Origin of the sequence: Actinomadura miaoliensis (assembly GCF_039536785.1) — a bacterium.
Taxonomy (GTDB): domain Bacteria; phylum Actinomycetota; class Actinomycetes; order Streptosporangiales; family Streptosporangiaceae; genus Spirillospora; species Spirillospora miaoliensis.
The window spans coordinates 176,805-201,490 of record NZ_BAAAZG010000018.1; the positions used below are offsets into that span (position 1 = coordinate 176,805).

The 24,686-nt window shown below is 69.5% G+C and carries 18 protein-coding genes; 11 read left to right on the forward strand and 7 right to left on the reverse strand.

Annotation, left to right across the window (positions count from 1 at the left end; all coding sequences use genetic code 11):
• Positions 1 to 262 precede the first annotated feature (262 nt).
• Both ABD811_RS15515 and ABD811_RS15520 read left to right on the forward strand, forming a co-directional pair.
• Positions 263 to 1,585: a helix-turn-helix transcriptional regulator gene (locus tag ABD811_RS15515; protein WP_344947254.1), complete on the forward strand. Its 1,323-nt coding sequence runs from the start codon at positions 263 to 265 to the stop codon at positions 1,583 to 1,585.
• 24 nt (positions 1,586 to 1,609) lie between these two features.
• The gene (locus tag ABD811_RS15520; protein ID WP_344947256.1) at positions 1,610 to 2,620 is read left to right on the forward strand and encodes a hypothetical protein; all 1,011 of its coding nucleotides are present in this window, start codon (positions 1,610 to 1,612) and stop codon (positions 2,618 to 2,620) included.
• Between the two features lie 351 nt (positions 2,621 to 2,971).
• Here ABD811_RS15520 and ABD811_RS15525 read toward each other — a convergent pair whose 3' ends face one another.
• Positions 2,972 to 3,271 carry a hypothetical protein gene (locus ABD811_RS15525; protein WP_344947258.1) on the reverse strand — a complete coding sequence of 100 codons (300 nt, stop codon included), beginning with the start codon at positions 3,269 to 3,271 and terminating at the stop codon, positions 2,972 to 2,974.
• Positions 3,272 to 3,366: 95 nt separating this feature from the next.
• Here ABD811_RS15525 and ABD811_RS15530 point away from each other — a divergent pair, with 95 nt between their 5' ends.
• The gene (locus tag ABD811_RS15530) at positions 3,367 to 3,846 is read left to right on the forward strand and encodes a hypothetical protein (protein WP_344947261.1); all 480 of its coding nucleotides are present in this window, start codon (positions 3,367 to 3,369) and stop codon (positions 3,844 to 3,846) included.
• Here ABD811_RS15530 and ABD811_RS15535 read toward each other — a convergent pair.
• Positions 3,843 to 4,973, reverse strand: coding sequence for a hypothetical protein (locus tag ABD811_RS15535; protein WP_344947263.1), 1,131 nt, complete (start codon positions 4,971 to 4,973; stop codon positions 3,843 to 3,845). The genes ABD811_RS15530 and ABD811_RS15535 overlap by 4 nt on opposite strands.
• On the opposite strand from ABD811_RS15535, the gene ABD811_RS15540 reads away from it, so the two are divergent.
• From ABD811_RS15540 to ABD811_RS15560, 5 genes are all read left to right on the forward strand, one after another.
• Complete coding sequence (locus tag ABD811_RS15540; protein WP_344947266.1) at positions 4,972 to 5,433, forward strand: thioredoxin domain-containing protein; 462 nt, start codon at positions 4,972 to 4,974, stop codon at positions 5,431 to 5,433. The genes ABD811_RS15535 and ABD811_RS15540 overlap by 2 nt on opposite strands.
• 69 nt (positions 5,434 to 5,502) lie before the next feature.
• On the forward strand, positions 5,503 to 5,901 hold the full coding sequence (locus ABD811_RS15545; RefSeq protein WP_344947269.1) for a hypothetical protein: 399 nt from the start codon (positions 5,503 to 5,505) through the stop codon (positions 5,899 to 5,901).
• Positions 5,902 to 6,258: 357 nt separating this feature from the next.
• Positions 6,259 to 6,825 carry a thioredoxin family protein gene (locus ABD811_RS15550; protein ID WP_344947272.1) on the forward strand — a complete coding sequence of 189 codons (567 nt, stop codon included), beginning with the start codon at positions 6,259 to 6,261 and terminating at the stop codon, positions 6,823 to 6,825.
• A 1,169-nt stretch (positions 6,826 to 7,994) separates the two neighbouring features.
• Positions 7,995 to 9,125: an acyl-CoA dehydrogenase family protein gene (locus tag ABD811_RS15555; RefSeq protein WP_344947274.1), complete on the forward strand. Its 1,131-nt coding sequence runs from the start codon at positions 7,995 to 7,997 to the stop codon at positions 9,123 to 9,125.
• Positions 9,122 to 10,084: an acyl-CoA dehydrogenase family protein gene (locus ABD811_RS15560; RefSeq protein ID WP_344947277.1), complete on the forward strand. Its 963-nt coding sequence runs from the start codon at positions 9,122 to 9,124 to the stop codon at positions 10,082 to 10,084. The genes ABD811_RS15555 and ABD811_RS15560 overlap by 4 nt, the downstream gene beginning before the upstream one ends.
• Here ABD811_RS15560 and ABD811_RS15565 read toward each other — a convergent pair.
• Positions 10,068 to 10,706, reverse strand: a complete 639-nt coding sequence (locus ABD811_RS15565; protein ID WP_344947280.1) for a TetR/AcrR family transcriptional regulator — start codon at positions 10,704 to 10,706, stop codon at positions 10,068 to 10,070. The genes ABD811_RS15560 and ABD811_RS15565 overlap by 17 nt on opposite strands.
• Positions 10,707 to 10,868: 162 nt before the next feature.
• Between ABD811_RS15565 and ABD811_RS15570 the strand changes: the two genes are divergently transcribed.
• On the forward strand, positions 10,869 to 12,764 hold the full coding sequence (locus tag ABD811_RS15570) for a CocE/NonD family hydrolase (protein WP_344947283.1): 1,896 nt from the start codon (positions 10,869 to 10,871) through the stop codon (positions 12,762 to 12,764).
• Between the two features lie 13 nt (positions 12,765 to 12,777).
• Here the strand turns inward: ABD811_RS15570 and ABD811_RS15575 are convergent, their stop codons facing one another.
• Both ABD811_RS15575 and ABD811_RS15580 read right to left on the reverse strand, forming a co-directional pair.
• On the reverse strand, positions 12,778 to 14,151 hold the full coding sequence (locus ABD811_RS15575) for an APC family permease (RefSeq protein ID WP_344947286.1): 1,374 nt from the start codon (positions 14,149 to 14,151) through the stop codon (positions 12,778 to 12,780).
• A 2,161-nt stretch (positions 14,152 to 16,312) separates the two neighbouring features.
• Positions 16,313 to 18,400, reverse strand: a complete 2,088-nt coding sequence (locus ABD811_RS15580; RefSeq protein ID WP_344947289.1) for a DNA gyrase/topoisomerase IV subunit B — start codon at positions 18,398 to 18,400, stop codon at positions 16,313 to 16,315.
• A 597-nt stretch (positions 18,401 to 18,997) separates the two neighbouring features.
• On the opposite strand from ABD811_RS15580, the gene ABD811_RS15585 reads away from it, so the two are divergent.
• Positions 18,998 to 19,228, forward strand: a complete 231-nt coding sequence (locus ABD811_RS15585) for a DUF7455 domain-containing protein (RefSeq protein ID WP_344947292.1) — start codon at positions 18,998 to 19,000, stop codon at positions 19,226 to 19,228.
• A gap of 184 nt (positions 19,229 to 19,412) precedes the next feature.
• Positions 19,413 to 20,156: a YaaA family protein gene (locus tag ABD811_RS15590; protein ID WP_344947295.1), complete on the forward strand. Its 744-nt coding sequence runs from the start codon at positions 19,413 to 19,415 to the stop codon at positions 20,154 to 20,156.
• Positions 20,157 to 20,259: 103 nt separating this feature from the next.
• Here ABD811_RS15590 and ABD811_RS15595 read toward each other — a convergent pair whose 3' ends face one another.
• Both ABD811_RS15595 and ABD811_RS15600 read right to left on the reverse strand, forming a co-directional pair.
• Positions 20,260 to 21,942: an RNA polymerase sigma factor gene (locus ABD811_RS15595; RefSeq protein WP_344947298.1), complete on the reverse strand. Its 1,683-nt coding sequence runs from the start codon at positions 21,940 to 21,942 to the stop codon at positions 20,260 to 20,262.
• 259 nt (positions 21,943 to 22,201) lie between these two features.
• Positions 22,202 to 24,460 carry a SpoIIE family protein phosphatase gene (locus tag ABD811_RS15600; protein WP_344947301.1) on the reverse strand — a complete coding sequence of 753 codons (2,259 nt, stop codon included), beginning with the start codon at positions 24,458 to 24,460 and terminating at the stop codon, positions 22,202 to 22,204.
• Between the last annotated feature and the right edge of the window lie 226 nt (positions 24,461 to 24,686).

Consider the following 24,686-nt stretch of genomic DNA (forward strand, 5'->3'; position numbering starts at 1 on the left):
AGGCACGATCTGCCATGGGGTTTGAACCTCCGCTGTCACCGATCAATGCGTGACGGTGTCGCCTCACCGCACGGACGCCTTTTCCTTCCAAATGGGGCATAAGTCGCTGACCTGGACGAGCCCGCAACCCGCTTTTCACGTGACTCTCAGTGAATCCGTGTCACGCGACGCAAGGACAGGTGAGAATGACCGAGACCGCCCGGGGAGCCGCATCTCCAGGCGTACCGCGCCGATCAACGCGCTGATCAAGAGGAGCGGAACGATGAGCGATCAGCAGCTCCCGAAGTGGGCCGTACGGATCTGGGCCGAACGCGAAAGGCGCGGTTGGACCAAGCACGAGATGGCTCGGCAACTGATGCGAGGGGCCGGCCTCTCCTACGGAAACGTCGTCAACCTCGCGCGGCAGATCTACGACTGGGAAAAGGGCAAGCACTTCCCACGCGACTGGGCGAGGGCCTATGCCACCGCGTTCGACACCACCGTCGAGAAGCTGTTCGGGGTACCCGATCCCACACAGCGGGCCGTGGACCTCGCGGGTACCGTGGAGGACAGCGCCACCTCCGACGATTGGTACGACATGGAGCGTCGCCGCCTACTGGAACTGCTCGTGCTGAGCCTGGGAACCGGTGCCCTGGCCTCATCCGGCGAACCGATCCGTCAACTCCTCGACCTCACCCTTGCGAGCGAAGACCGCTCCACCGAGGACTGGGAACTGGCCTGTGTCGATCACATGCACGCACTGCAAAGGCAGCCACCGGTCCAGGTCCGTGATGGACTCCTCATCGATCTTCTAGCGATCCAACGTCAGTTGAAGAACGCCGACGCCAAGAACATCCCCGGCCTGAGCCGCGTAGCGGCTGCGCAGTCGTTCATCCTGGCCAACACGCTGACTCGTCTAGGCGATCACTCAGCGGCGATCCACTGGTGGCGTACGGCCAAGGCCGCGTCGGACGCGTCCGGGGACCTCCACGTCCGCCTCATGGTCCGCTCTGAAGAGGCAGGCTGCGGACTCTACGGACAGCGCGACGTCTCAACGGTCCTTGCCCTCGTCGATAAGGCGCGGGAGCTTAGGCGTGATAAATCTTCCTTCTGGTACGCCGATCTCGCCGGCACACGGGCCAAGGCGCTCACGCTGCTCGGCCGACATGATGAAGCCAAGCGGGAACTGGCTACCTTCGTGGACTACGACGGCGAAGACTGGCGCGCACGCATCATTCCAACCCGCTGGAGCTTCGGCCAGAGACACTTCGCCGAAAGTTGGGTCTATGCGGGCGCGGGAGACGAGACGAAGGCCGATGAAGCACGTGGTCGCCTGCTGGCCCACAAACCCAATTACCAGCACGCCACCAACACGCGACTGCATGAGGCCGTCTGCACCGTCGTGAACGGCGGCATCGACCAAGGCGCCCGGCAAGCCACGGCCATACTCGACGCCCTCCCAACGACCCATCACAGCGCCATGATCACCGAGACCGGGAAGATCCTCCTGCGCATGGTGCCACTCGACCAGCAACACCGCCTCGCAGTCCAAGATCTCCGCGCCGCACTCGCCGCCACCGCCCCGCATGCGACCTCACTGCATTGACCGTGATCGGACGATTGGGTCGACATGGAACGTCGCCGCCTGCTGGAAGTGCTCGTTCTGAGCCTGGGAACCGGTGCCCTGGCCTCATCCGGCGAACCGATCCGTCAACTCCTCGACCTCACCCTTGCGAGCGAAGACCGCTCCACCGAGGACTGGGAACTGGCCTGTGTTGATCACCTGCGCGCACTTCGGACCAGACCGCCGGCCCAGGTCCGGGACGGGCTCCTCATCGATCTCCTGGCACTCCAACGTCAATTGAAGAAGGCCGACACCAAGGACCAACCCGACCTGAACCGGTCTGCCGCAGCGTTGTCCCTCATCATGGCCAACGCGGTGACGCGGATGGGTGCCCATTCGGCCGCAGTCCACTCGTGGCGCACGGCCAAGACCGCCGCCGACGCGTCCGGAGACCTCCACGTACGACTCATGGTCCGCTCCGAAGAAGCGGGCTGCGGCCTCTACGGACAGCGCGACATCGCGACGGTGCTCACGCTCGTGGACAAGGCGCGAGAACTCACACCCGGCCCGTCCTCCTTCTGGCACGCCGACCTCGCAGGCACACGGGCCAAGGCGCTCACCCTGCTCGGCCGACACGACGAGGCCAAACGAGAACTGACCACATTCGTCAGCTACGACGGAGCCGATGGACCTGCCACCATCCTCCCGACACTCTGGTGCCCCGACCAGACACATTTCGCCGAAAGCTGGGTCTACGCTGGAGCGGGTAACGAGGCGAAGGCAGACGAAGCACGCTCCAACGTGCTCGCATACAACGGTGACTACCAGTACAACGCCAACGTGCGCCTACACGAAGCCCTCTGCACCGTCGCGAACGGCGGCATCGACCAAGGCGCCCAGCAGGCCACCGCTCTACTCAGCAGCCTGCCATCGATACATCGCAGCGCGATGATCAGCGAAGTCGGGAGGATGGTCCTCCGCATGGTGCCACTCGACCAACGCGACCGCCCCGCAGTCCAAGACCTCCGCGCCACACTCGCCGCCACCACCCCGCACGCGACGCTCTCCCAACTCTGATCGCAAGGCTCCCTGGCCGCCCGACGCCAGGACTCCATCCGCACCGGAGCAGGCGCATCAGTTCGCTCGCTGACCACGCCCCCGCTTTCCTGCAAGGCCGCGGCCGTTGATCATCCGCATGAGCGACCCCCCTCCCCGTCACGGCTGATGGCCGGCGCATTGGCCTACCAGCGTCGGCTCCCGCTGCCAGACGTCGGGACCTCTCAGTCTCCTTATCTCCGCGTGAGCTCACGTCAGGCACGCCTTAAACGATCAGAGGCCAGGCGAGGCTTCGGTGTCTCCGTATCCTGTTCACGACCGCCCCATAGACGTGACGTTTCAGGTCCAGCCATGCCTGATTTGCGGACGGCCTTATTTCCCGCCAAAGGTCGCTTCCATGGGGGTCACTTCCTTGGGGGTGCGGCGGAGGGCGTCCTCGACCGACGCGATCAAGTTGCGCATGGAGGAACGCAGTCGTCTGCGCTGGTCGATCAGTTCGCGTTCGAAGGCAGCAGCCGCTCCGCCCTTGCCGCTGACCCACACATGACGGCTCGCCATCCGCTTGATCGGCTTGTCGAGTGCGCGTTCCACCACGTCGGCGTCACGCCGCAACTTGCGCAGAAGTTCCTCCAGCTCCCGATACTTCGGATTCGGGACCATACCCGGAGCCATGATCTTCCTCCTGCACGGTGGCGGAGACCAGCAAACAACGGCATTCTAAGGGCGGAAGGTGCTGTGGCGCATAGCAAAGGATACGGAGGAGCGGCATGCTCAGACGTTGGCACCATGTCACCGGCCTTGCACTGGCAGCCGCACTCATCACATCCTCCTGCGGCGACAAGGAACCCGAGGGTCCCACCGTCATCGAGGCCGAGCAAACCCTCAAAGCCCACATCAACAAGCTTGTCGGTACTGGTGTGGGCAACGTCCGTCACGTGAAGGTGATCGATCCCGGTGGTCGCAACGTTCCCTGCGGCAAAGATAAGGCCAAGCGCACCTACGCCGTAAGCGGCGACAAGAACGATCCCAAAAAAGATGATCTGAGTTTCAACTCCACGGATCTAGCGAATCACATGTTCGCAAATCTGATCGCCAATGTAGGCGAATATGACGTTGTAGATCCAGACAGAGATGGCGCGATCACCAAAACCCGCAACAGCGCGACTCATACGAACATCACTATAAGAGCACACGGAGAGCGTGTTGTGGAAATCTACGGCTCGACCGACTGTCTCCCAAGCGGTTAGTCAGACGCAGCTCCTTGTTTCTTCTCCGCTTCGTCGCGATCCTTCTCCCAACTAGCCGCGTGATCAGTGGCCTTCTTCATCATTCCACCGAAATCTCCGGTCGCATTCTCGGCCACCTGACCGAAGGCAGTCTCACTGTCGCCGCCAAGGCCGTTGGCCCGGAGCCAGGCGGTGTAGTTGTCCAGGAGCCGGAGGTCGCTCTTGATCTCCTTCCATGGGAGTAGGCGGCCGTTCTCGTTGTTGTAGAACAGGTAGCCGGGGTTCGGGTGGTCGGCCTGCCACTGGGTGACCTTCATCGGGTAGCCGCCCTCGATCAGGCGTTGGACCATGGCGTATTGGAGACCGAGGGACATCTGGAGTTCCTTGTTCTCCAGGCGTTTCAACCGGGTCTTCTTGTCTGCGGCCGCCATGGACGCGTCCGCTCCCCGACCGGCGAGTTTGGTGAGGGCTTCCCAGACGATCTCATCGGCCACGGAGGCCGAGGGGATGAAGAACGAACCGACGTCGACGCTGGTATCCATCATCATGCGCAGGTGTTCGCGCCTCTTGGCATCCTGCTCGTCGAGATCGCCTTGGACCGTCCGCTGAGCCTGCGACTGGAGACCCGCCACGTAACCGAGGGCCTGCATAACGCGTTCGAACCCGGGCGCGTCATGGCGGATCCGCCCCTTGGCCTTTGCGGTCTCGATGCGCAGGCCCTCGGCGCCCAGCCTGCGGGTGAGGGCGCCCATGCCCTGCTCGAAGGGCCTCATGTGCTCTGGGGAATCAGCGAAGGTCTTGATGAAGGCGTACGTGTCCTGAGGGCTGAGGCTGAACATCGGTTTCAGCCCGGGCGTATACGTCTTCACCTTTCCGAAGGCGGTGTCCTGGTTTCGGTCGGCCATGTTGGCACCCTCGGCGATCTCGATGGCGTACGAGCCGGCGATCTGTGACATGCGGATCTGCAGGCCGTTGGGCACCTTGTCCTGGAGCGTGGTCATCACGGTGAACGCGAAGCGTCCGGCCTCCTGAGAGTGGGCGCCGTCCTTCTCGTCGTACACGCCGGATCCCGCCGCGAGCGCCCGGCCGAACTGCTCGACGGCCTGGCGGTCGAAAAACCGAAAGCCGGGTGAACGTGGAGATGACATGTCCGAGATCCGGCTCGGGCTTGGAGGGCAGCAGGTACGGCCGCTCCTGTGGCGGCTTGTCGGACTGGCGCGGGTGGGCCTCGGCCGTGCCCTGAAAGGCGAGGCGGGCGGCGGCGGGGTTGTTGCTCAGTGCCCGCAGCATTTCCCGGATGGTCTCCCAGTCGGTGCCGGTGAGGTCGCTCCGGGCCGGGAGTCCCGACGACAAGTGGCGGTAAGCGGGGTCGAGCGCGTGGAGCCGGGCGAGGGAGGCCAGCCATTCGGGCGGGAAAGTGCCGTGGGCGGCCAGGGAAGCCACGCCTCTACGGTCCTCCTTCGAAATCTTGGGATCGAACATCGCCTTGGCGACCGTGTTGAATCCCGGGACGTCCATGCCACCGGAGACGGCGCTGCCGAACGCCTGGCTGGTCTCCTGAATCTGTCGGGACGCGTGACCTTTCCGGCCGTGTTCCTTGATGAGTGAGGGAAGGCGGCGAGTCAGTTCCGGGCCGAGGGCGGCGAAGAAGGCGGCGGCGTATTCGGCGTCGAAGCGGTGCATGCCGAGTTCGTTGAGAGCGTCGTGGTAGGCACCGTCGCCCGGTCGGATTCCCTTGAAGCGGGCGGCGAGGGCGGCGCCCTGGCGGCGGGCGTCGGCCGGGGAGAGGATGAGCGACTCGTCGATCGAGGCGAAGCCCCGTTCGGAACTGTCGTCCAGCGCGACGGCGAGATCCTTTCGGCGGGTGAGCATGGGCAGCTGCTCGTCGATCCACGCACACACGCGGTCGACGCTCGAGAGCGGGGAGACGTCCACGCCCAGCGCGGGCAGCCGGGAACGGTAGGACGCCAGCGCGCCCGTGATGTCGGCGCGGCCGCGCCGGAACTCTTTGATCATGTCCGTCATCAGGTCAGGGTCGATGCCGCTGAATCCTGGTGGAAAGGGAGTGCCCATTGAGCCCGCCGTTCGTCCCCGTCGCGTGGTCCCCGTCGCGCGAATGCCGTGCTCCCCCCGCGTCACAGATAGCGCACACGGGGACAGAGCGTCAACCGAGCGCGAAAACGCTGGAGCGCTACGGCTCGTTCAACGAAGGAATAAATCAGACATCAGCCGGTGGCTTGGCCAGCCGTTTCCGGGGCGCCGGGGCGGCGGGGCAAGGGTTCCGGTCCTCTTTTGGTGTCGGTGATGCCCGGTGCGCCCCCACTTTGGACAGGTCCAGAACGGCATCAAAACGTTGATCAAGGCATATCGGATCTTGAGTGCCATCACGGGTGCCGGGCGTGATGGGTACGGGCGGCGGGTCAAAATGGGGACATGGCGATCGAATCCTTCATGGTTCCCCTGGGCACGCCCGCGCCCGACTTCGCGCTGCCGTCGATCGAAGGGGGCACGGTCACCCTCGCTGATTTCGCGGGCGGCCCCGCGCTGCTGGTGGTGTTCCTGTCGAACCATTGCCCCTACGTGCGCCGGATCGAGGACGGCATCGGCGCGGTGACGGCCGAGTACCGCGACAAGGGGTTGGCCACTGTGGCGATTTGCAGCAACGACGTCGACAGGTATCCCGATGACGGCGTCGACCACCTGCGCGAGCAGGCCAAGCGCGCCGGGTTCACCTTCCCGTACCTCGTCGACGAGTCGCAGGACGTTGCCAAGGCGTACCGGGCCGCCTGCACGCCCGACTTCTTCCTCTACGACGCCGACCGGCGGCTGGCCTACCGGGGCGAGTTCGACGCCGCCCGTCCCAAGAACGACGCCCCCGTGAACGGAGCGTCCCTGCGTGCGGCAATCGACCGCGTCCTGGCAGGTGAGGCCGTACCGGAGCCGCACACCCCCAGCCTGGGCTGCGGCATCAAGTGGAAGCCAGGCAACGAACCCGCGTAAGCCCTAATGCACTGGGGGGCTGGCCACGAAGACAAGCATCCTCACGGATCATCGACGTTGTGCAGCGCCACACGTCGCCGTCTGCATGACTCACTCCGATGCCGACGGATCGATCCGCGACGGGGCATGCGTGACCAGCCCCCCTTCCGCCGCCACACCCGATACCGCCACGAGGCCGATCCGCAGCCGAACACCACCCGCGCGTAGCGCGCCCCACCACGCACTAGCCGCCAAGCTGCGTCCACACGCCTCGTCTGCACACGCCAGGCACCACCACCTGCATCTGCCACGCGCCCCCAATGGCCGATGCACGCTGCCCCGACGCCGACGTGTTCCGCCCGTCCAAGACCACACGCACAACCACAGGCGCACCACCAAGGGGCCGTTCCACCGACCATGACATCTTGACCCGTCCGGCTCTTCGCTCCGTGCGAGTCGCCACCCCGATCCGCGCGCCACCGCCCCGGTCCTTAGAGCGCCACCCAGTCCGTATGTCGCTACCTCGGTTCGCATGTCGCCGCCTCGGTCCGTATGTCACCACCTCGGTCCGTGTGGCGCCGTCCCGGCCCATTTGCCACCACCTCGGTCCGTATGCCACCACGCCGACCCGTATGCCGCCACCTCGGCCCGCGTACCGCCACCCGGCCCGCGTGGCGCCCCCGTCCGTGCGGCGCCCCCGTCCGTGTGGCGCCCCCGTCCGTGCGGCGCCCCCGTCCGTGTGGCGCCGTCGCCTGGGGCGTGTGCTGCTGTCCGATCCGGCCGCGCCGCCGCATCCGCGAATGCCACGCCGGGAAGACATCGCCCAATTGACGCTGCGTACCGCCGAATCAACGCCACACCGACCGCGACGGCGGCCCGGACGCCCGCCCCGTAGAACCTTCAGGTTCCTCGCGAAAGCCGGGTGACGCGCCAATGCGTCCTGGAGCGGCGGCACCGCCACGATCGAGATGCGAAGCCCAGCGACTCGCACAGCAGCCCGACCGCGACCGCGTTGCCCACAGCGAACTGTTGATCAGGTTGAAGGTCGCTGGAGACACCACTTGTGGGGGAGGAGACGTCGGGTTTGAGCGGTCGTCGTCGTGGGCGCGGTGTGCGGCTGCTGTGCGGGTCGCGTTCGATGAGTTAATCTACCAAGCGATTGTTAGGTAACCCGACAGGGGCGAGCCAGGATGGATCTTGAGTTCGGTGCGGCCGACGAGGCGTTCCGGGATGAGGTACGGGCGTGGCTGCGCGCGCACGTTCCCCCGCAGCCGCTGCCGTCGCTGGAGACGCGGGAGGGCTTCGCGGCGCACCGGGAGTGGGAGCGGGAGCTGGGCGCCGCCCGCCTGTCGGTGGTGTCGTGGCCCGAGGAGTACGGCGGGCGGGGCGCGTCCACGCTGCGATGGCTGATCTTCGAGGAGGAGTACTACGCGGCCGGCGCCCCGGGACGCGTCAGCCAGAACGGCATCAACCTGCTCGCCCCCACACTCTTCGAGCACGGCACGCCCGAGCAGCTCGCGACCGTCCTGCCGCCCATGGCGCGCGGCGAGGTGATCTGGGCGCAGGCGTGGTCGGAGCCGGGCGCGGGAAGCGACCTGGCGTCCCTGCGCGCCACGGCGCGGCGGGTCGACGGCGGGTGGCGGCTGAACGGGCAGAAGACGTGGAGTTCGCGGGCGGCGTTCGCCGACCGGGGGTTCGGCCTGTTCCGTTCAGATCCCGACGCCGGACGCCATCGCGGGCTGACGTACCTGATGTTCCCGCTGGACGCCGACGGTGTGACCGTGCGTCCCATCGGGCGGCTGGACGGCAAGCCCGCGTTCGCCGAGCTGTTCCTGGACGACGTGTTCGTCCCCGACGAGGACGTGATCGGCGCGCCCGGCGACGGCTGGCGGGTGGCGATGAGCACCGCGGGCAACGAACGCGGCCTCACCCTGCGCTCCCCCGGGCGTTTCACCGCCGCGGCCGAGCGGCTCGTCGCGCTGTGGCGTGAGCGGGCCGATCCGTCCGACACGGCGATGCGCGACCGGGTCGCGGACGCGTGGATCAAGGCCCGCGCGTACCGGTTGAAGGGCTTCGAGACGGTCTCGCGGACCGACGACATCGGCGCCGAGTCCAGCATCAACAAGATCTTCTGGTCGGAGTTCGACGTGGCGCTGCACGAGACCGCGCTCGACCTGCTGGGCGCCGACGGCGAGCTCGCCGGGGACTGGCTGGAGGGCTACGTGTTCTCCCTGGCCGGGCCGATCTACGCGGGCACCAACGAGATCCAGCGCGACGTCGTCGCCGAGCGGGTGCTCGGCCTGCCGAGGGGGACGCGGTGAAGTTCGTCCTGGACGCCGAGCAGCGGCTGTTCGGCGAGACCCTGCACAAGCTGCTCGCCGAGGCCGACACCCCGTCCGCGATCCGCGCGTGGGGGGCCGGCGACGCCGCGCCCGGGCGTGCGCTGTGGCGGTCGGTGGCCGAGACGGGGGTCTTCGCGCTGGCGGTGCCCGAGGCGTACGACGGCGCCGGGGTGCTGCCGGTGGAGCTCGTTACGGCGGCGTACGAGCTGGGACGTCACGCGGTTCCCGGGCCGTTCGTCGAGACGCTCGCCGCGGCGGTGCTGATCGACGGCCTCGGCGACGGCGAACCGGCCGCGCGGTGGCTGCCGCGCGTCGCGGCCGGAGAGGCGATGATCTCCCTGGCCCGGCCGTACGCGCTGGACGCCGACGTCGCCGATCTCGTGGTGACCGTCGCCGACGACGCGCCGCCGCGGACCGCCCGTCCCGCGGCGAGGCGTCCGGGCATCGACCCGGCGCGGCGGTTGTTCGAGGTCGTCCCGGACGCGCCCCTCGGCTCCGGGACGGACGCCACCGCCCGAGCCGTCGACCTCGCCACTCTGCTGTGCGCGTCCCAGCAGTTGGGCGTCGGACGCGCCCTGCTGGACGTGTCGGTGGAGTACGCCAGGACGCGGCGGCAGTTCGGCCGCGCCATCGGTGAGTTCCAGGCGGTCAAGCACCATCTGGCGGACGCGCTCGTCGGTCTGGAGTTCGCCCGCCCGCTCGTCCACGGCGCCGCGCTGTCCTACGGGACGGAGGACTTTCCCCGTGACGTCTCGGCGGCCAAGGCCGCGGCGGCCGAGGCGTCCTATGCCACCGCGAAAATCGCCCTGCAGGTGCACGGCGCGATCGGCTACACCGACGAGTACGCGCCGTCGCTGTGGATTCGCAAGGCCCGGGCCCTCTATTCGGCGTGGGGTGCGCCGGCCGACCACCGTGCCCGCGTCATGAGGTCTCTTTGACGTCCGGTGACGGATGAGGGCCTGCCAGGCCGTTCAGCATGAGGGCGGTGAGGGCGTCGACGATCTGGTCGCCGGTGAGGTCGGGGGCGTCCTCTCCGGCGGTGAGCAGGGCGTATCCGAGGGTCGAGAGCATCGCGCCCATGGCGGCGGCGATCAGCGTGGGGTCGCCGGGAAGCTCGTGCCCCTGCTCCCGCAGATAGTCCAGGTGGTCACGGATGACGGCCGTCTCGCCCGCCAGGGTGCGCCAGGCCCGGCCTGACGCGGGCGGTGCGGCGATCATCGCCTGGAACTGCGCGGCCACCACCGGAAGGTGCTCGTGGAGCATTTTCCAGGAGACCTCGATGTGCGCGCGCAGTTGCGCGGGATCGGTCAGGTCGTGCTCGCGCGGATGCCCCTTGGACTCCATTTCGACGTCGGTGTCCCGGTCCATGTCGCGCAGCAGCGCGGAGAGCAGATCCTCCTTGCTCGTGAAGTGGTCGTAGAAGGACCCGGTGGCCCGGCCCGCCGCACGGGTGATATCGGTGATCTTGGTGTCGAGATAGCCCCGTTCGACGAACAGCCTGCGGGCGGCGTCCTTCAGCGCCCGTTCCGTCTCGGCCGCCTTCTGCTTGCGAACCCCCAACGCGCCACCTCTCCGTCACCGCCCGGCCAACCGCCGCCCCAGCATATTGACCCTCGGCCGGCGCGCGCCGTAGCCGTTACTGGACGGCCTGTCAATACTTGTCCTGGAGTAAGTAGATCGTTACGTTACCGGCGGGAAACCTGCGCCTGGAGGTCGCCACCGATGCGCCGCGTCACCCGCTGGACCGCACCCCTCGCCATCGCCGCGCTCTCGCTCGGCACCGCCGCCCCCGTCCACGCCGCACCGTCCGTGCACACCGCACTCGCCGCGCGCACGACCACCGCGTCGCCCACGGCATGGGCGCCCAGCGGCTGGACGCCCCGTCCCGCCACCTACCAGGTGACGACCGAGAAGGACGTCACGTTGACCATGAGCGACGGTGTCCGGCTGGTCGCCGACGTCCGCCGCCCCGCCCGCGACGGCCGTGCCGCACCCGGCCGCTTCCCCGTGATCGTCACCATGACGCCGTACAACAAGACGCTGCCCGGCGCGAACATGGCCAGCGACCGGCTCGTCCAGCGCGGCTACGTGCAGGTGATCGTGGACGTGCGCGGCACCGGCGGCTCACACGGCAAATGGGAGGCGTTCAGCGCCCGAGAGCAGCGCGACGGCGCCGAGGTCGTCGAATGGGCCGCGTCCCGCGAACGCCCCTGGAGCGATGGCCGGGTGGGCATGGTCGGGGCCTCCTACGGCGGCATCAACCAGCTGTTCACCGCCGCCCAGCGGCCCAAGGGGCTGAAGGCGCTGTTCCCCGTGGTGCCTATGGGCGACGCGTACCGCGACGTGATCGGCACCGGCGGGCAGCTCGGCCTCGGCTTCGTGCCGATGTGGCTCGCCGCGGTCGCCCTGACCAGCGTGCTGCCGCCCACCTACTCGGGCGCCGACCCCGCACGGGCCGCCGAGGTGCTGCGCGAGCACTTCGGCAACATCGGCGACTTCCAGATCGCCATGCTCCTCGAAGCGCTCACCGGCGGCGAGAGGGCGTTCGACGGCCCGTTCTACCGGACGCGCTCGCCGCTGGAGGTCGTCGACAAGGTGAACGTGCCGACGTTCGTCGTCGGCGGCGAGTTCGACATCTTCCAGCGCAGCGAGCCGATGCTGTACCAGCGGCTGGCGCGCCGCGTCCCCGCCAGGTTCGTCTACGGGCCGTGGTACCACATCGACGGCGCCTCGCCCGCGCTCGGCGTCACCATCCCCGGCACCCCCGTACCGCCCGGCCCGTCGCTGCAGGACCTCATGCTCCGCTGGTTCGACCGCTACGTGCGGGAGATCCCCGACCCCGGCCTCGACAAGGACGTGCCGCCGGTCACCTACTTCGAGAACGGCTCAGGACGCTGGGTGAAGACCGCCCAGTGGCCGCCCGCCGGAACCCGCTACCAGGCGTTCCGGCTCTCCGGACGGGCCGTTCCCGGACGCCCCGGCAGCCTGACCACCGGTCAGGGCACCGGCGGACCCGACCACGTCCCCTGGAACCCGTTCGCCGGGTTGTGCAGCCGATCCACGATCCAGTGGGCGGGCGCGGGGTTCCTGAAGTACCTCGGCCTGTCCTGCGAGCACGACAACAGCCAGAACGACGATCTCGGCGTCGCCTACGACCTGCCCGTCCGCGCGCCGCTCCGGCTCACCGGACCGATCAACGCGCACCTGGTCGTGTCCAGCGCCGCCCGCGACGGTCAGCTCACCGTGCGGGTCGAGGACGTCGCCCCGGACGGGAAGGCGACCCAGCTCACCAGCGGCTGGCAGGTGCTGTCCCTGCGGGCGCTGGACGACGCCAGGACCGTCCAGCGCGACGGCCTGATCGTCCAGCCGTACCACCCGTACACCAAGGCGTCGGCCAAGGCCATGCCCAGGCACACGCCGGTCGCCGTCGACGTCGAGGTCTTCCCGATCGCCGCCGAGATCAAGCCCGGCCACCGCCTGCGCGTGTCGATCCAGACCGCCGACTTCCCGCACCTGTTCCCGCCGCTCCCCCAGCTCGGCGACTCGATCGGCAAGGGCCTCAAGATCTGGCACGACCCGTCCCATCCGTCGTGGGTGGCGTTGCCCGTGTCCCCCTGAGCCGCGCCGCCGGTCATGTGCCCTGGTCGGCGCCGGCCTCGACCGGCCGCCCGGTGCCACGACGGCGTCTCGCCAGCAGCCGGTTGAGCACCCACACCCCCTTGCCGATCCCCAGCAGCATGGCGGCGCGCAGGTAGACCTCGCCGTCCCGGCCGGTGACCGGCAGGGCCAGGAACAGGCAACTGGCCGCGCCGAGCACCGGCATCCAGGTCGGCGCGCGGAAGTGGTCGTGCTCGACCCGCTCCCGCCGCAGCACCAGCACGCACACGTTGACCAGCGCGAACACCACGAGAAGCAGCAGCACGGTGGTGTCGGCCAGCCCGCCCACGTCACCCGTGCTCACCAGCACCGCCGCGACGGCCACCGTGAACAGGATCGCCACCCACGGGGTCGCCCGGGTCGGATGCACCATCCCGAACACGCGCGGCACGACGCCCTGCCGCGCCATCCCGTACACCAGCCGGGACGCCATGATCATGTTGATCAGCGCGGTGTTGCCGACGGCCAGCAGGGCGATCAGCGCGAACAGCTTGGGCGGGAAGCTCAGCCCGGCCGCGTCGACCACCTCCAGCAGCGGCCCGGTCGACGCCTCCAGCGTGCGCGCGTCCACCAGCATGGTCGCGGTGAACGCCACCGCCGTGTAGATCACCACGGTGACCGCCAGCCCGCCGAACAGCGCCATCGGGAAGTCGCGACGCGGCTCGCGCGCCTCCTCCGCCAGGTTCACCGAGTCCTCGAAGCCCAGCAGCGCGTAGAACGCCAGCGCCGTCCCACCGAGCACGCCCATGAACGCGCCGCCCGCCGGATGGAACTCCAGCGCCCGTGCCGGGTCGCCGTCCCCGGCCAGCAGCGCCACGACGCCGATCGCCATGATCACGACCAGCCCGAACGCCTCGATCAGCGTGAGCACCACGTTGACCTTGATGGACTCGGAGATCCCCGCCAGATTGACCAGCGTCACCAGCGCCAGGAAGCCCAGCGCGCCCACCAGCGTCGGCAGCGACACGAACTCGGCCAGATACTCCCCGCCGAACGCCCGCGCCGCCGTGCTCGCCGACGTGACACCGCTCATCAGCACCGCGAACCCCACGATGAACGTCACGAACGGCACCCCGAACGCCTTGTGCGCGTACAGCGCCGCCCCTGCCGCCTGCGGATACTTGCCGACCAACTCGGCGTAGGCGGTCGCGGTCAGCGCGGCCAGCACGAACGCCACCAGGAACGGCAACCACACCGCCCCGCCGACCTCACCCGCGACCTGCCCGACCAGCGCGTAGATCCCCGCGCCGAGGATGTCCCCCACCACGAACAGCAGCAGCACCTTGCGCCCGATGACACGCCGCAGCCCGCCATCCACCACCCGCGCATCGACCGTAGCCTCCGCCATGAACACTCCTCACCGTGCCACTCCCGCCCCTCCAGTACCCCCGGATCGCCCAGTTATCGCCGATCAGGTCGCGGCCGTGAACGGGGACGCTGCCGGGACACAAGCAGGCCGAACCAAAGGAACGTCAGACCGCGCCTACCCAACGCCAGGACGGAAAGGCACGGAACCCCGCCTCGCTCAACGGCCGCCCTGACCAAAGCCAGCACGCCCATCCGCCTGCAAAGCAACCCCCAACGCGACACGCCCCTACCACCCCCACCCAGCCCCAAACACCAGCGGTCTCGGCTCTCCCTTGACGCGTGGGCACAAGCCGCGGCGCCCTCTGCGCGCCACAGAGCCTGTGCATGCGCACTGACTCACCGCCGCCGACTCGCCGCCCGAGCAGAGCACGCGGCACAACGCTCTCAACCGGCCTGCACTACTACCCGGACGCGCGAACGCACATCCGACCCGACTAGGGCCTCCCTTGACGCGGAAAACTCCAGGCATCGGCGCCCTCCGCGCGTCGCAGGGTAGGCGAATGCACGCCGGTTCACCGTCGCCAGCTCGTCACCTGAGCAGAGCAGGCCGCACGACACTTCAACCGGCCTGCACTGTGCCGCCCAGACGCGCGACTAACATCCGATTCGCGCCTCCATTGCCCCGGAAGGAGTGCATGCGCCAGCGCACTCTGCGCACCGCAGGGTGCGTGATTGCGCGCTAGGGCGCCGTCGCAGGCCTGCATGAGAAGGGAAGGCCGCACTCACTCTCAACCCGGCCTGCCCTGCTGCCCGGACGCGCGAACGCACATCCAACACACCCAAACACCAACAAAGCTGGACATGCGTCACGCCATCGAACATGGCGACACAGGCGAGCATGCGCCACGCTGGCCGCGCAACACACCGGGCCGCGCGACATGCCAACCACACAAGCGCAGCACGCCCCCCATCGGGCACCACAGGCCACGCAGGCGGCACGCACGGCACGGGCGGCACGCAACACTGCAACGCACGGCACGGCCGCACGGGCGGCACGCACGGCTAGCGGGGCATGCATGGCGGGCGAGCGTGCGCCACGCCGCAGCCACGTGACATGAACACCGGCACCAACCACAATCGCAGCACGCGCCACATCGGGCACCACAGGTCACGCAGGCGGCACGCACGGCACGGAGGCACGCACGGCAGGCACGCGGCAAGCATCGCGGGCGAGGGTACGCCACGCCGACCGCGCGACATGCACATGCGCGGCAGGAACCGCAGGCGCAGCAGCACCACATCGGGCGTTACACGGCACGGAGGCACTCACAGCAGGCACGCGGCAAGCATCGCGGGCGAGCGTGCGCCACGCCGCGGCCGCGCGACATGCACACGCGCGGCAGGAACCGCAGGCGCAGCAGCACCACATCGGGCGCAACACATCACACGGACGGCACGCACGGCAAGCGGGGCATGCATCGCAGGCGAGGCACGCATGACGTGTCGTCGGCACCAAGACACATGCGGGCATACACCCGTGGCACGCAAGCCCCACGGCGCACAAGACACACACTGGACGGTCAGCACAGCCGAACGGTCGACACGCGACGAGCCCGCCGCCACACGTGCCCGTCACCGCGACACCCCGCCCCGCCCCTCACGCCGCCGCTTGGGGGCAGGTCATCACCGACGGGTGACGGTTTAAGGACGTCCTGGACGCCCTGGGCCTGTGGCCGATCCGCCGGTGCTGGTGCTGGACGAGCCGGCCGAGGCGTTGGACACCATCACCGCCGACGCGGTCACCCGGGAGCCGCACCGAACGAGTGCACGCACCATTCCATCGGCACGTGCCGGAATCGGCGAGACGCACCGAACCGGCGACACACGCCGGGCAGGCGGCACGCACCGGACGGGCAGCACACCGGACCAGCGAGACGCACCGGACCGGCGGCGCACCGAGCGGGCGACATGCACCGGACCAGCGGCGCCCACTGGACCGGTGGCGCACCGGACCAGCGACACGTACCGGACCAGCGACACGTACCGGACCGGCGCCGCACACCGGGCCAGCGACACACGCCGGGCGGGCAGCACGCACCGGACCAGCGGCGCACACCGGGCCGGCGGCGCACACCGGGCCGGCGGCGCGCACCAGGCGGGCGGTGCCGCCGGGCGGGTGGGGTGGGTTGGTGTGGTTTGGGTCAGACGTCGATGCGTTCGGTGTCCAGTTCGGAGGCGCCGGCGGCGATGAACTCGCGGCGGGGGGCCACGTCGCTGCCCATGAGGAGGTCGAAGATGCGGGCGGCCTCTTCGGCGTCCTCGATGCGGATGCGGCGCAGGATGCGGTGGCGCGGGTCCATGGTGGTCTCGGCCAGCTGGTCGGCGTCCATCTCGCCGAGGCCCTTGTAGCGCTGGACGGGCTCCTTCCAGCGCTGGCCCTTGCGCTCGAACTCCACCAGCTTCTTGCGCAGCTCGGCGTCGCTGTAGCAGTAGACGTACTTGTCCTGGTTCTTCTTCGGCTTCAGCAGCTCGATGCGGTGCAGCGGCGGCACGGCGGTGAAGACGCGGCCCGCCTCCAGCATGGGACGCATGTAGCGGTAGAGCAGCGTGAGCAGCAGGCAGCGGATGTGCGAACCGTCGACGTCGGCGTCGGCCATCAGGATGATGCGGCCGTAGCGGGCGGAGTCGAGGTCGAACGAGCGGCCAGAGCCCGCGCCGACCACCTGGATGATCGCGGCGCACTCGGCGTTCTTGAGCATGTCGGCGACGGACGCCTTCTGCACGTTGAGGATCTTGCCGCGGATCGGCAGCAGCGCCTGGAACTCGGAGTTGCGGGCGAGCTTGGCGGTGCCGAGGGCCGAGTCGCCCTCGACGATGAACAGCTCGCTGCGGTCGTCGGCGGTGCGGCAGTCGACCAGCTTGGCGGGCAGCGCCGAGTTCTCCAGGGCGGTCTTGCGGCGCTGGTTGTCGCGCTGGGTGCGGGCGGCGATGCGGGTCTTGGCCGCGCCGACCACCTTCTCCAGCACCATGCGCAGCTGCTGCTTCTGCCCGCGCGACGGGTTGTCGAAGATCGCCTTGAGCTCGCGGGTGACGACCTGCTGGACGATCCGGGTCGCCGCCGAGGTGCCGAGGACCTCCTTGGTCTGCCCCTCGAACTGCGGCTCGGGCAGCCGGACGGTGACCACGGCGGTCAGGCCCTCGAGGACGTCGTCCTTGATCACGTCCTCGTCGCTGTTCTTCAGCAGCCGGGTGGCGCGCAGCTGGTCGTTGATGACCTTGACCAGCGCCCGGTCGAAGCCCTTGACGTGGGTGCCGTGCTTGGGCGTGGCGATCACGTTGACGAACGACTTGCAGACGGTGTCGTAGCCGGTGCCCCAGCGCAGCGCCACGTCGACCTCCAGGTCGCGTTCGACGTCCTGCGGGATGAGGTGGCCCTGGTCGTCCAGCACCGGGACGGTCTCGGTGAAGTGGCCCCGGCCCTGCAGCCGGAGCACGTCCACCACGGGGGCGTCCTGGGCCAGGAAGGAGCAGAACTCGCTGATGCCGCCGTCGAAGCGGAAGGTCTCCTCGACGACCTCCTCGCCGCGCTCGTCGCGCACGTCGATGGTCAGGCCGGGGATGAGGAAGGCGGTCTGCCGCATCCGGTCCATGACCTGCGGCGTCTCGACCGTGGCGCCCTTGAGGAAGATCCGCTTGTCCGGCCAGAAGCGCACCCGGGTGCCGGTGGTCTTCTTGGCGACCCGGCGCACCTGGCGCACCCCGGACTTCTTCTTGAACTTGGCGGTCGGGCCCTCGCCGTCGAACTCGCCGGGCAGGCCGCGGCGGAAGCTGATGGCGTGGGTGTGCCCGTTGCTGTCGACCTCGACGTCCAGGCGGGCCGACAGCGCGTTGACGACCGAGGCGCCCACGCCGTGCAGGCCGCCGGAAGCGGTGTAGGCCACCCCGCCGAACTTGCCGCCCGCGTGCAGCCGGGTCATGACCAGCTCGACGCCGGACAGCTTCGTCTTGGGCTCGATGTCGACCGGGATGCCGCGCCCGTTGTCGGCGACCTCGAACGAGCCGTCGGCGTGCATGGTGACGGAGATGTGCGTGCAGTACCCGGCCAGGGCCTCGTCGACGCAGTTGTCGACGATCTCCCACAGGCAGTGCGCGAGCCCGCGTCCGTCGGTGGACCCGATGTACATGCCAGGTCGCTTCCGTACGGCCTCCAGGCCTTCCAGCACCGTGAGGTGCCGGGCGGAGTAGCCGTGCGGGTCGTCGGTGGTCGCTTCAGCGGTCGCGGCGGTCAACTGGTGCGCTCCTCGGGGATGAGGCAGGCTCGGGTGGTCGAATCAGTCGAGTTCGGCAGAAGGTTACCCCCGGCCGCCGACAGTCCTTTCACAGGCGCGCCGCCGCGTCCGCGCCGCCCGGGCGGCGGACGGAGCGGGGTCCGCGTCCGCGGACGGCCGTCGCGCGGCCACCCGATTCCCGCGTCGTCTCCATGTAACCACGGCGGACGGGGCGTGGCCTGGGAGAACGTACTTTCGACCAGCCGTGCGGGGGATCTGTCCCGCGACGAGAGAACGCGTCTGACCTGTCCGGTTCGAAGTGAACCTCCGCAATCAGCCGGCGGGCGGCCGTTCGGCGGGCGCGGGGCGGACGGCACGACCGGCCATCACGGGACGAGTGACGCCGCTCACCTCGGGCATCATACGGACGGCATACAGGCGGTCACCCACGGCGTTCCGGAGGCCCATCGAGAAAACACCACGAACCACCCAGGAATGGTGTGACCTCGGTCACTTATGCGGGCATTCTGCTGTGGGCGTACTAAGAAACAGGTTGGGAACGTCGAGGTCGGGTTAGATGTTGTCCTAAGTACCGACCCCGAGCATGAGGAAGGTGCCGTGACTGGAGCCCTTGCCCCGACCAAGCCGCTGTCCGTCGCAGACCGTTGCGACCGTTGCGGCGCTCAGGCTTATGTCCGTGCGGTCCTTGTGGGCGGCGGCGACCTTCTGTTCTGCGCCCACCACGGGCGCAAGTACGCAGAGGCGCTCCGTGCCACCGGGGCCGACATCCAGGACGAGACCGACAGGCTGAACGCAACCCCGGCCGTCGCTCCCGATGAGGAGCGGTAGCCGCCCCCATAGAAGGTCGCGGCGGCGGTCACCAGATGGTGACCGCCGTTTCGCATTCCCGAGCACATCCGGCGAGCACATACCGCAGTCAATCGAATGCGAATTGTGACGTCATCGCGGCGCTTCGCCGTCGCGTGATGCATCTCGGCCGGTCACCGTGCGTATGGCGAAATCGAGGAGGACAGTGCATATTCTGCTGCCGCCGTCGGAGCGCAAGGCGTCCGACGGCGACGGTCCGCCGCTCGACCTGGCGGCGCTGAGCCTTCCCGCGCTCACGCCGACACGGAAGAGGGTGCTGGCCGCGCTGCGCCAGGCGTCCCGCCGCCGCGACGCGGCGGACGTCCTCGGGCTGCCGGCCGGGCAGGCGGAGGAGGCGCTCGCCCGCAACCGGGCCCTGGCCGAGGCGCCCGCGCTGCCGGCCGCGCGCCTGTACACCGGCGTGCTCTACGACAATCTCGACCTGCCCGGCATCGACCCCGACCGGGCCGCCGAGCAGATCATCGTGTTCTCCGGGCTCTGGGGAGCGCTGCGGCTGACCGACCGCGTCCCGCCGTATCGGCTGGCGATGAACGTGTCCCTGCCACGGATCGGCGGGGTGGCGGCCGTATGGCGGCCCGCGCTGAAGCGGGCGCTGCGGCTGGACGGCCTGATCGTCGACATGCGTTCGGGCCCGTACGCCGCCGCCTGGAAGCCGGGTCCGGGCCCTGCCGTGGCGGTACGGGTCTTCCGCGAGCAGGTGGTGGACGGCACGCCGAAACGCACCGTGGTCAGTCACATGGCCAAGGCGACCCGCGGCGCCCTCGCCCACGACCTGATCAAGGCCGGAGCGGCGCCGGAGACCCCCGAGGAACTGGCCAAGGTCGCCGCCGACCTCGGCCACACCGTCGAACTGAACGGAACGAACCTCGACGTCATCCTGCATTCCTGACACCGCCCACGCCGCGCCCCCGCGTGGGTGCGGACGGTGGCGGTGGAGGGACGCGGGCGCCCGCCGCCTTCGCGGGGAAGGGGGCGGGCGTGCGTGAAGAGGCTCAGTCCAGGTAGTCGCGCAGGACCTGGGACCGGGACGGGTGGCGCAGCTTGGACATGGTCTTGGACTCGATCTGCCGGATGCGCTCGCGGGTCACCCCGTAGACCTTGCCGATCTCGTCCAGGGTCTTGGGCTGGCCGTCGGTCAGGCCGAAACGCATGGACACCACGCCCGCCTCGCGCTCGCTCAGCGTGTCGAGCACCGAGTGCAGCTGCTCCTGCAGCAGCGTGAAGCTGACCGCGTCGGCCGGGACGATCGCCTCGGAGTCCTCGATCAGGTCGCCGAACTCGCTGTCGCCGTCCTCGCCCAGCGGGGTGTGCAGGGAGATCGGCTCGCGGCCGTACTTCTGGACCTCGACGACCTTCTCGGGGGTCATGTCGAGTTCCTTGGCCAGCTCCTCCGGGGTGGGCTCGCGGCCCAGGTCCTGGAGCATCTGCCGCTGCACCCGGGCCAGCTTGTTGATCACTTCGACCATGTGCACCGGGATGCGGATGGTGCGGGCCTGGTCGGCCATGGCGCGGGTGATCGCCTGCCGGATCCACCAGGTGGCGTAGGTGGAGAACTTGTAACCCTTGGTGTAGTCGAACTTCTCCACCGCGCGGATCAGGCCGAGGTTGCCCTCCTGGATCAGGTCCAGGAACAGCATGCCGCGACCGGTGTAGCGCTTGGCCAGCGAGACCACCAGCCGCAGGTTGGCCTCCAGCAGGTGGTTCTTGGCGCGGCGGCCGTCCTCGGCGATCCACTCGTAGTCGAGCCGGTCCTCGTCGGACATCAGGTGGCCGTCCTTGGCCAGCCGTTCCTCGGCGAACAGGCCGGCCTCGATGCGCTTGGCCAGCTCGACCTCCTGCTCGGCGTTCAGCAGGGGGACCTTGCCGATCTGCTTGAGGTAGTCCTTGACCGGGTCGGCGGTGGCGCCGGCGGCGGCGATCTGCTGGGCGGGGGCGTCCTCGTCGTCGTCGCCGAGGACGAACGCCTCCTCCTCGTTCTCGCCGGCGGGGCCCACCTTGCCGGTCGGCTTGGCCGGGGCCTCCTCCTCGTCCTCGACGTCGGCCTGGTCGTCGACGACCGCGCCGTCGTCGGCCAGGTCGGCCTCGAGATCGCTGAGGTCGGTGTCCTCCAGGTCGGTCACATCGACGTCGTCCTCGAGGTCGGGCTCGTCGCCCGGACGGCCCTCGCCCACCTTGGCGGTGGCGGGGCCGGCCTTCTTGGTCGCGCCCTTGCCCGCGGGGGCGGCCTTCTTGGCGGCGCCCTCGCCGCTCTTCCTGGCCTGCTTCTTGGCGGCCGGCTTGGCCGCGGCCTTGCCGGGCTTGCGGGCCGGGGCGGGCCGGGCGGCCGCCTCCCCCGCGCTCGCGGATTCGCCGGACCGTTCGGTCACGACGGCGGTCACCGTGTCGGGCTGCTCCTTGGCGGCAGCGGCGGTCTTGGCTCTGCGCGGCGTGGTCGCCCGCTTGCGCGAACGCTTCGGCGCCGCAGAGTCGGCAGCGCTGACCATGACGGTCACACCCTTCTCGCTGAGGCTCCGCAGAATCCTGGAGGCCATCGACACGGGGATGTCGGCCTCTTCGAACGTACGGCGTACGTCGTCGGCTTCGAGGTAACCCTGGGACCGTCCACGCTCGATCAGCTGCGCGATCACGTGCTCGTGCAGTTCCGACGCTTTCGAGGTCGAGCTAGCAGGCGACACAAATACCTCTCGAACGAACGTGTGGGTTGGTTGACCCAAGTGCCCTGACGGGCTCGGCCTCACACGGGGTGGGACCACACACCGGGCGGGGCCACCCTGTGCGGGACCGCAGCGTACCCGCTCTTACAAGGGTCAAGCATTCTGGCACGGCTGCGCATTCCGCTTCTCTGATGTCTGCCCGGTAACACACCACCTTAGAGGGCGTCGAGCGGTCCTTCGTACGGACCGAGCCCGCTCCACGCGGCTCCAGAGGGCGTTTCTACCCGGTCTTGGGCGGGACGTGCAGGGCGAGTACGGTCACATCGTCCACTTGCTCATACCCGGCAAGCATCCGATCGACCAGGAAGTCGACGAGTCTCTCGGGATCTCCTACCACTTCAGGTGGGGCGTCCGACGCGGCCGCGACCAGTTCGTCCAGCCCGGCGTCCACCCCACGCCTACGGTTCTCCACAAGTCCATCGGAATAGAAGACCACAGTGTTGCCGGTCTCGATGGAAAAACTCGCCTGCTGTCGCTGCGACGGCCAGCCCAGCGGGGTCCCGGGCTCGCGGGAGCTGAGCGCGGCGGCGCCGTCACCGGAGATCAGCAGGAGCGGGGGGTGGCCCGCGTTGCTGAACGCGCCGCGGCCGGTCTCGGGGTCGATGACCGCGTAGGCGACGGTGGTGAACTGCTCCTCGTCCTCGGTGGCGCTGAAGAGCCGGTCCAGCCCGGCCAGCACGGCGGCGGGCCGGGGGTCGTTGAGGGCCAGCGCCCGCAGCGCGTTGCGGACGCGGCCCATTCCGGCCGCGGCGAGCACGCCCTTGCCCATGACGTCGCCGACGGCCACGGCGAGCCGGTCGTCGGGCAGCCGGAACACGTCGTACCAGTCGCCGCCCACCTGCACGTGCCGGGTCGCGGGGTCGTAGCGGGCGGCCAGCTGCATGCCGGGCAGCCGCGGCAGGTCGCTGGGCAGCAGGCTGCGCTGCAGCTCCTCGGCGGTGCGGTGCTCGCGTTCGAACAGCAGCGCCCGCTCCACGGCCAGCGCGCACTGGCCGGCCAGGGCCTCCAGGAAGACCCGCTCCTCCTCGGTGATCTCGCGCGGCCGGGTGAAGGAGAACCGCAGCGCGCCGATCGGCGCCCCGGCCGCCAGCAGCGGCAGGCCCACCCAGGCGCGTTCCTCGGTGTGCTGCAGGAACAGGCCCGCCTCGTCGCGGCCGAGCTGCAGCCGCAGGCTGTCGGGGTGCTCGGCCAGGAACGGGCGGCTCTCGCGCACCGCCACCGACATCACCGTCTGGTCGGAGACCTTGATCTCCTCGCGGACCGCACGGCCCTCGCCGCCGCGGCCGTCGCCGGGCGGGGACACCACCGACAGCCGCAGCTTGTCGTCGTCCAGCAGCGCCACGGCGGAGTAGTCGGCGCCGATCGCCGACCGGCCCACCTCGGTGATCACCTGGACGACCTGGCTGACGGTGAGCGCCTCGGCCAGCATCGAGGTGGCCTGCTGCAGCCGGGCGGTGCGCAGCGCGGCGGCCGACAGCTGCTCGGTGAGGCGGCCGCGCATCTCCTCGGCCTCGCGCTGGCCGGTGACGTCGGTGTTGGCGCCCACCCACTCGATCACCCGGTCGCCCCGCCAGATCGGCACGGCGCGCACGTCGAAGTGCCGGTAGGTGCCGGTCTTGGTGCGGATGCGGTAGGCGGTCTCGAAGACCCGGTTGTCGTCGACGCACTCGCGCCAGTGCGCCTCGATGCGGGCGCGGTCCTCGGGGTGCACGACGGCCAGCCAGCCGCCCAGGGCGTAGTCCTCGGGGGTCTGGCCGGTGATCGCCCGCCATTCGGGCGCGTCGTCGATCACGCCGCCCTCGGGGGCGGCCACCCACACGACCTGGGAGCTGGCCTCCACCAGGGAGCGGTAGCGCTGCTCCTTGCGGCGGATGACCTCTTCGGCGCGGCGCCGCTCGGTGACGTCCAGGGCGGTCAGCACGACCCCGAGCTGCTTGCCGTCGGCGCCGTGGGAGGGCAGCCAGGAGCAGGCCAGGATGCGCTCGTCGGCGCCGGGCCCGGGCACCGTGGCGGCCGGCGGGATGGCGCTGGCCGGGGGCATCGCGGGCGCCGGCACGGACGAGGCGTCCGCGTCCCGGCCGGCCTCCGGGGCCGTCGCCTCCTCGGTGCCGGCCGCGGGCGGCGGGTCGTGCGGCTCGTGCGGGTCGTCCTCCTGCCGGGACAGCCGGACGGTCAGGTCCTGCTCCGACAGCGGCCGGTCGTCGGCCAGCACGCGGCGCAGCGCGCGTTCGAACGCCGCGGCCAGCTCGTCGGGCAGCACCTCGGCCGGGGTCTTGTGGTGCAGCCGGGACACCGGGACGCCGAGCATCCCGGCCAGGGCGTCGCTGGCGCGGCGGCAGCGCAGGTCGGTGTCGAAGAACGCGAAACCGGCGGGCGCCTCCCGCATCAACGTGGCGTACAGGGCGGAGTCGGACGCGTCCATGGGCTGGCCCTCCGGCCCCGAGAGCCGGGGATGCGGAACGGACGTATCGGTGCTCATGGACAACACCTCCGCCCCAGAGGGTCCCGTACCGCGCGGCAATTCGTCATCACTATGCGTGAATGGGAGCAGGCTAGCGCTCCCGCCTCCATCACAACACCGGTCGGAGTCAGGTATTCATCATCCCGATGGCGAGGCGTGGACGGAAGTCCCGAGGGACATCCCTGTCATACACCCGCCACCGCAACCTCGGAAATGTGCGCCGCCCGGGCGTGGCGACTTGCGG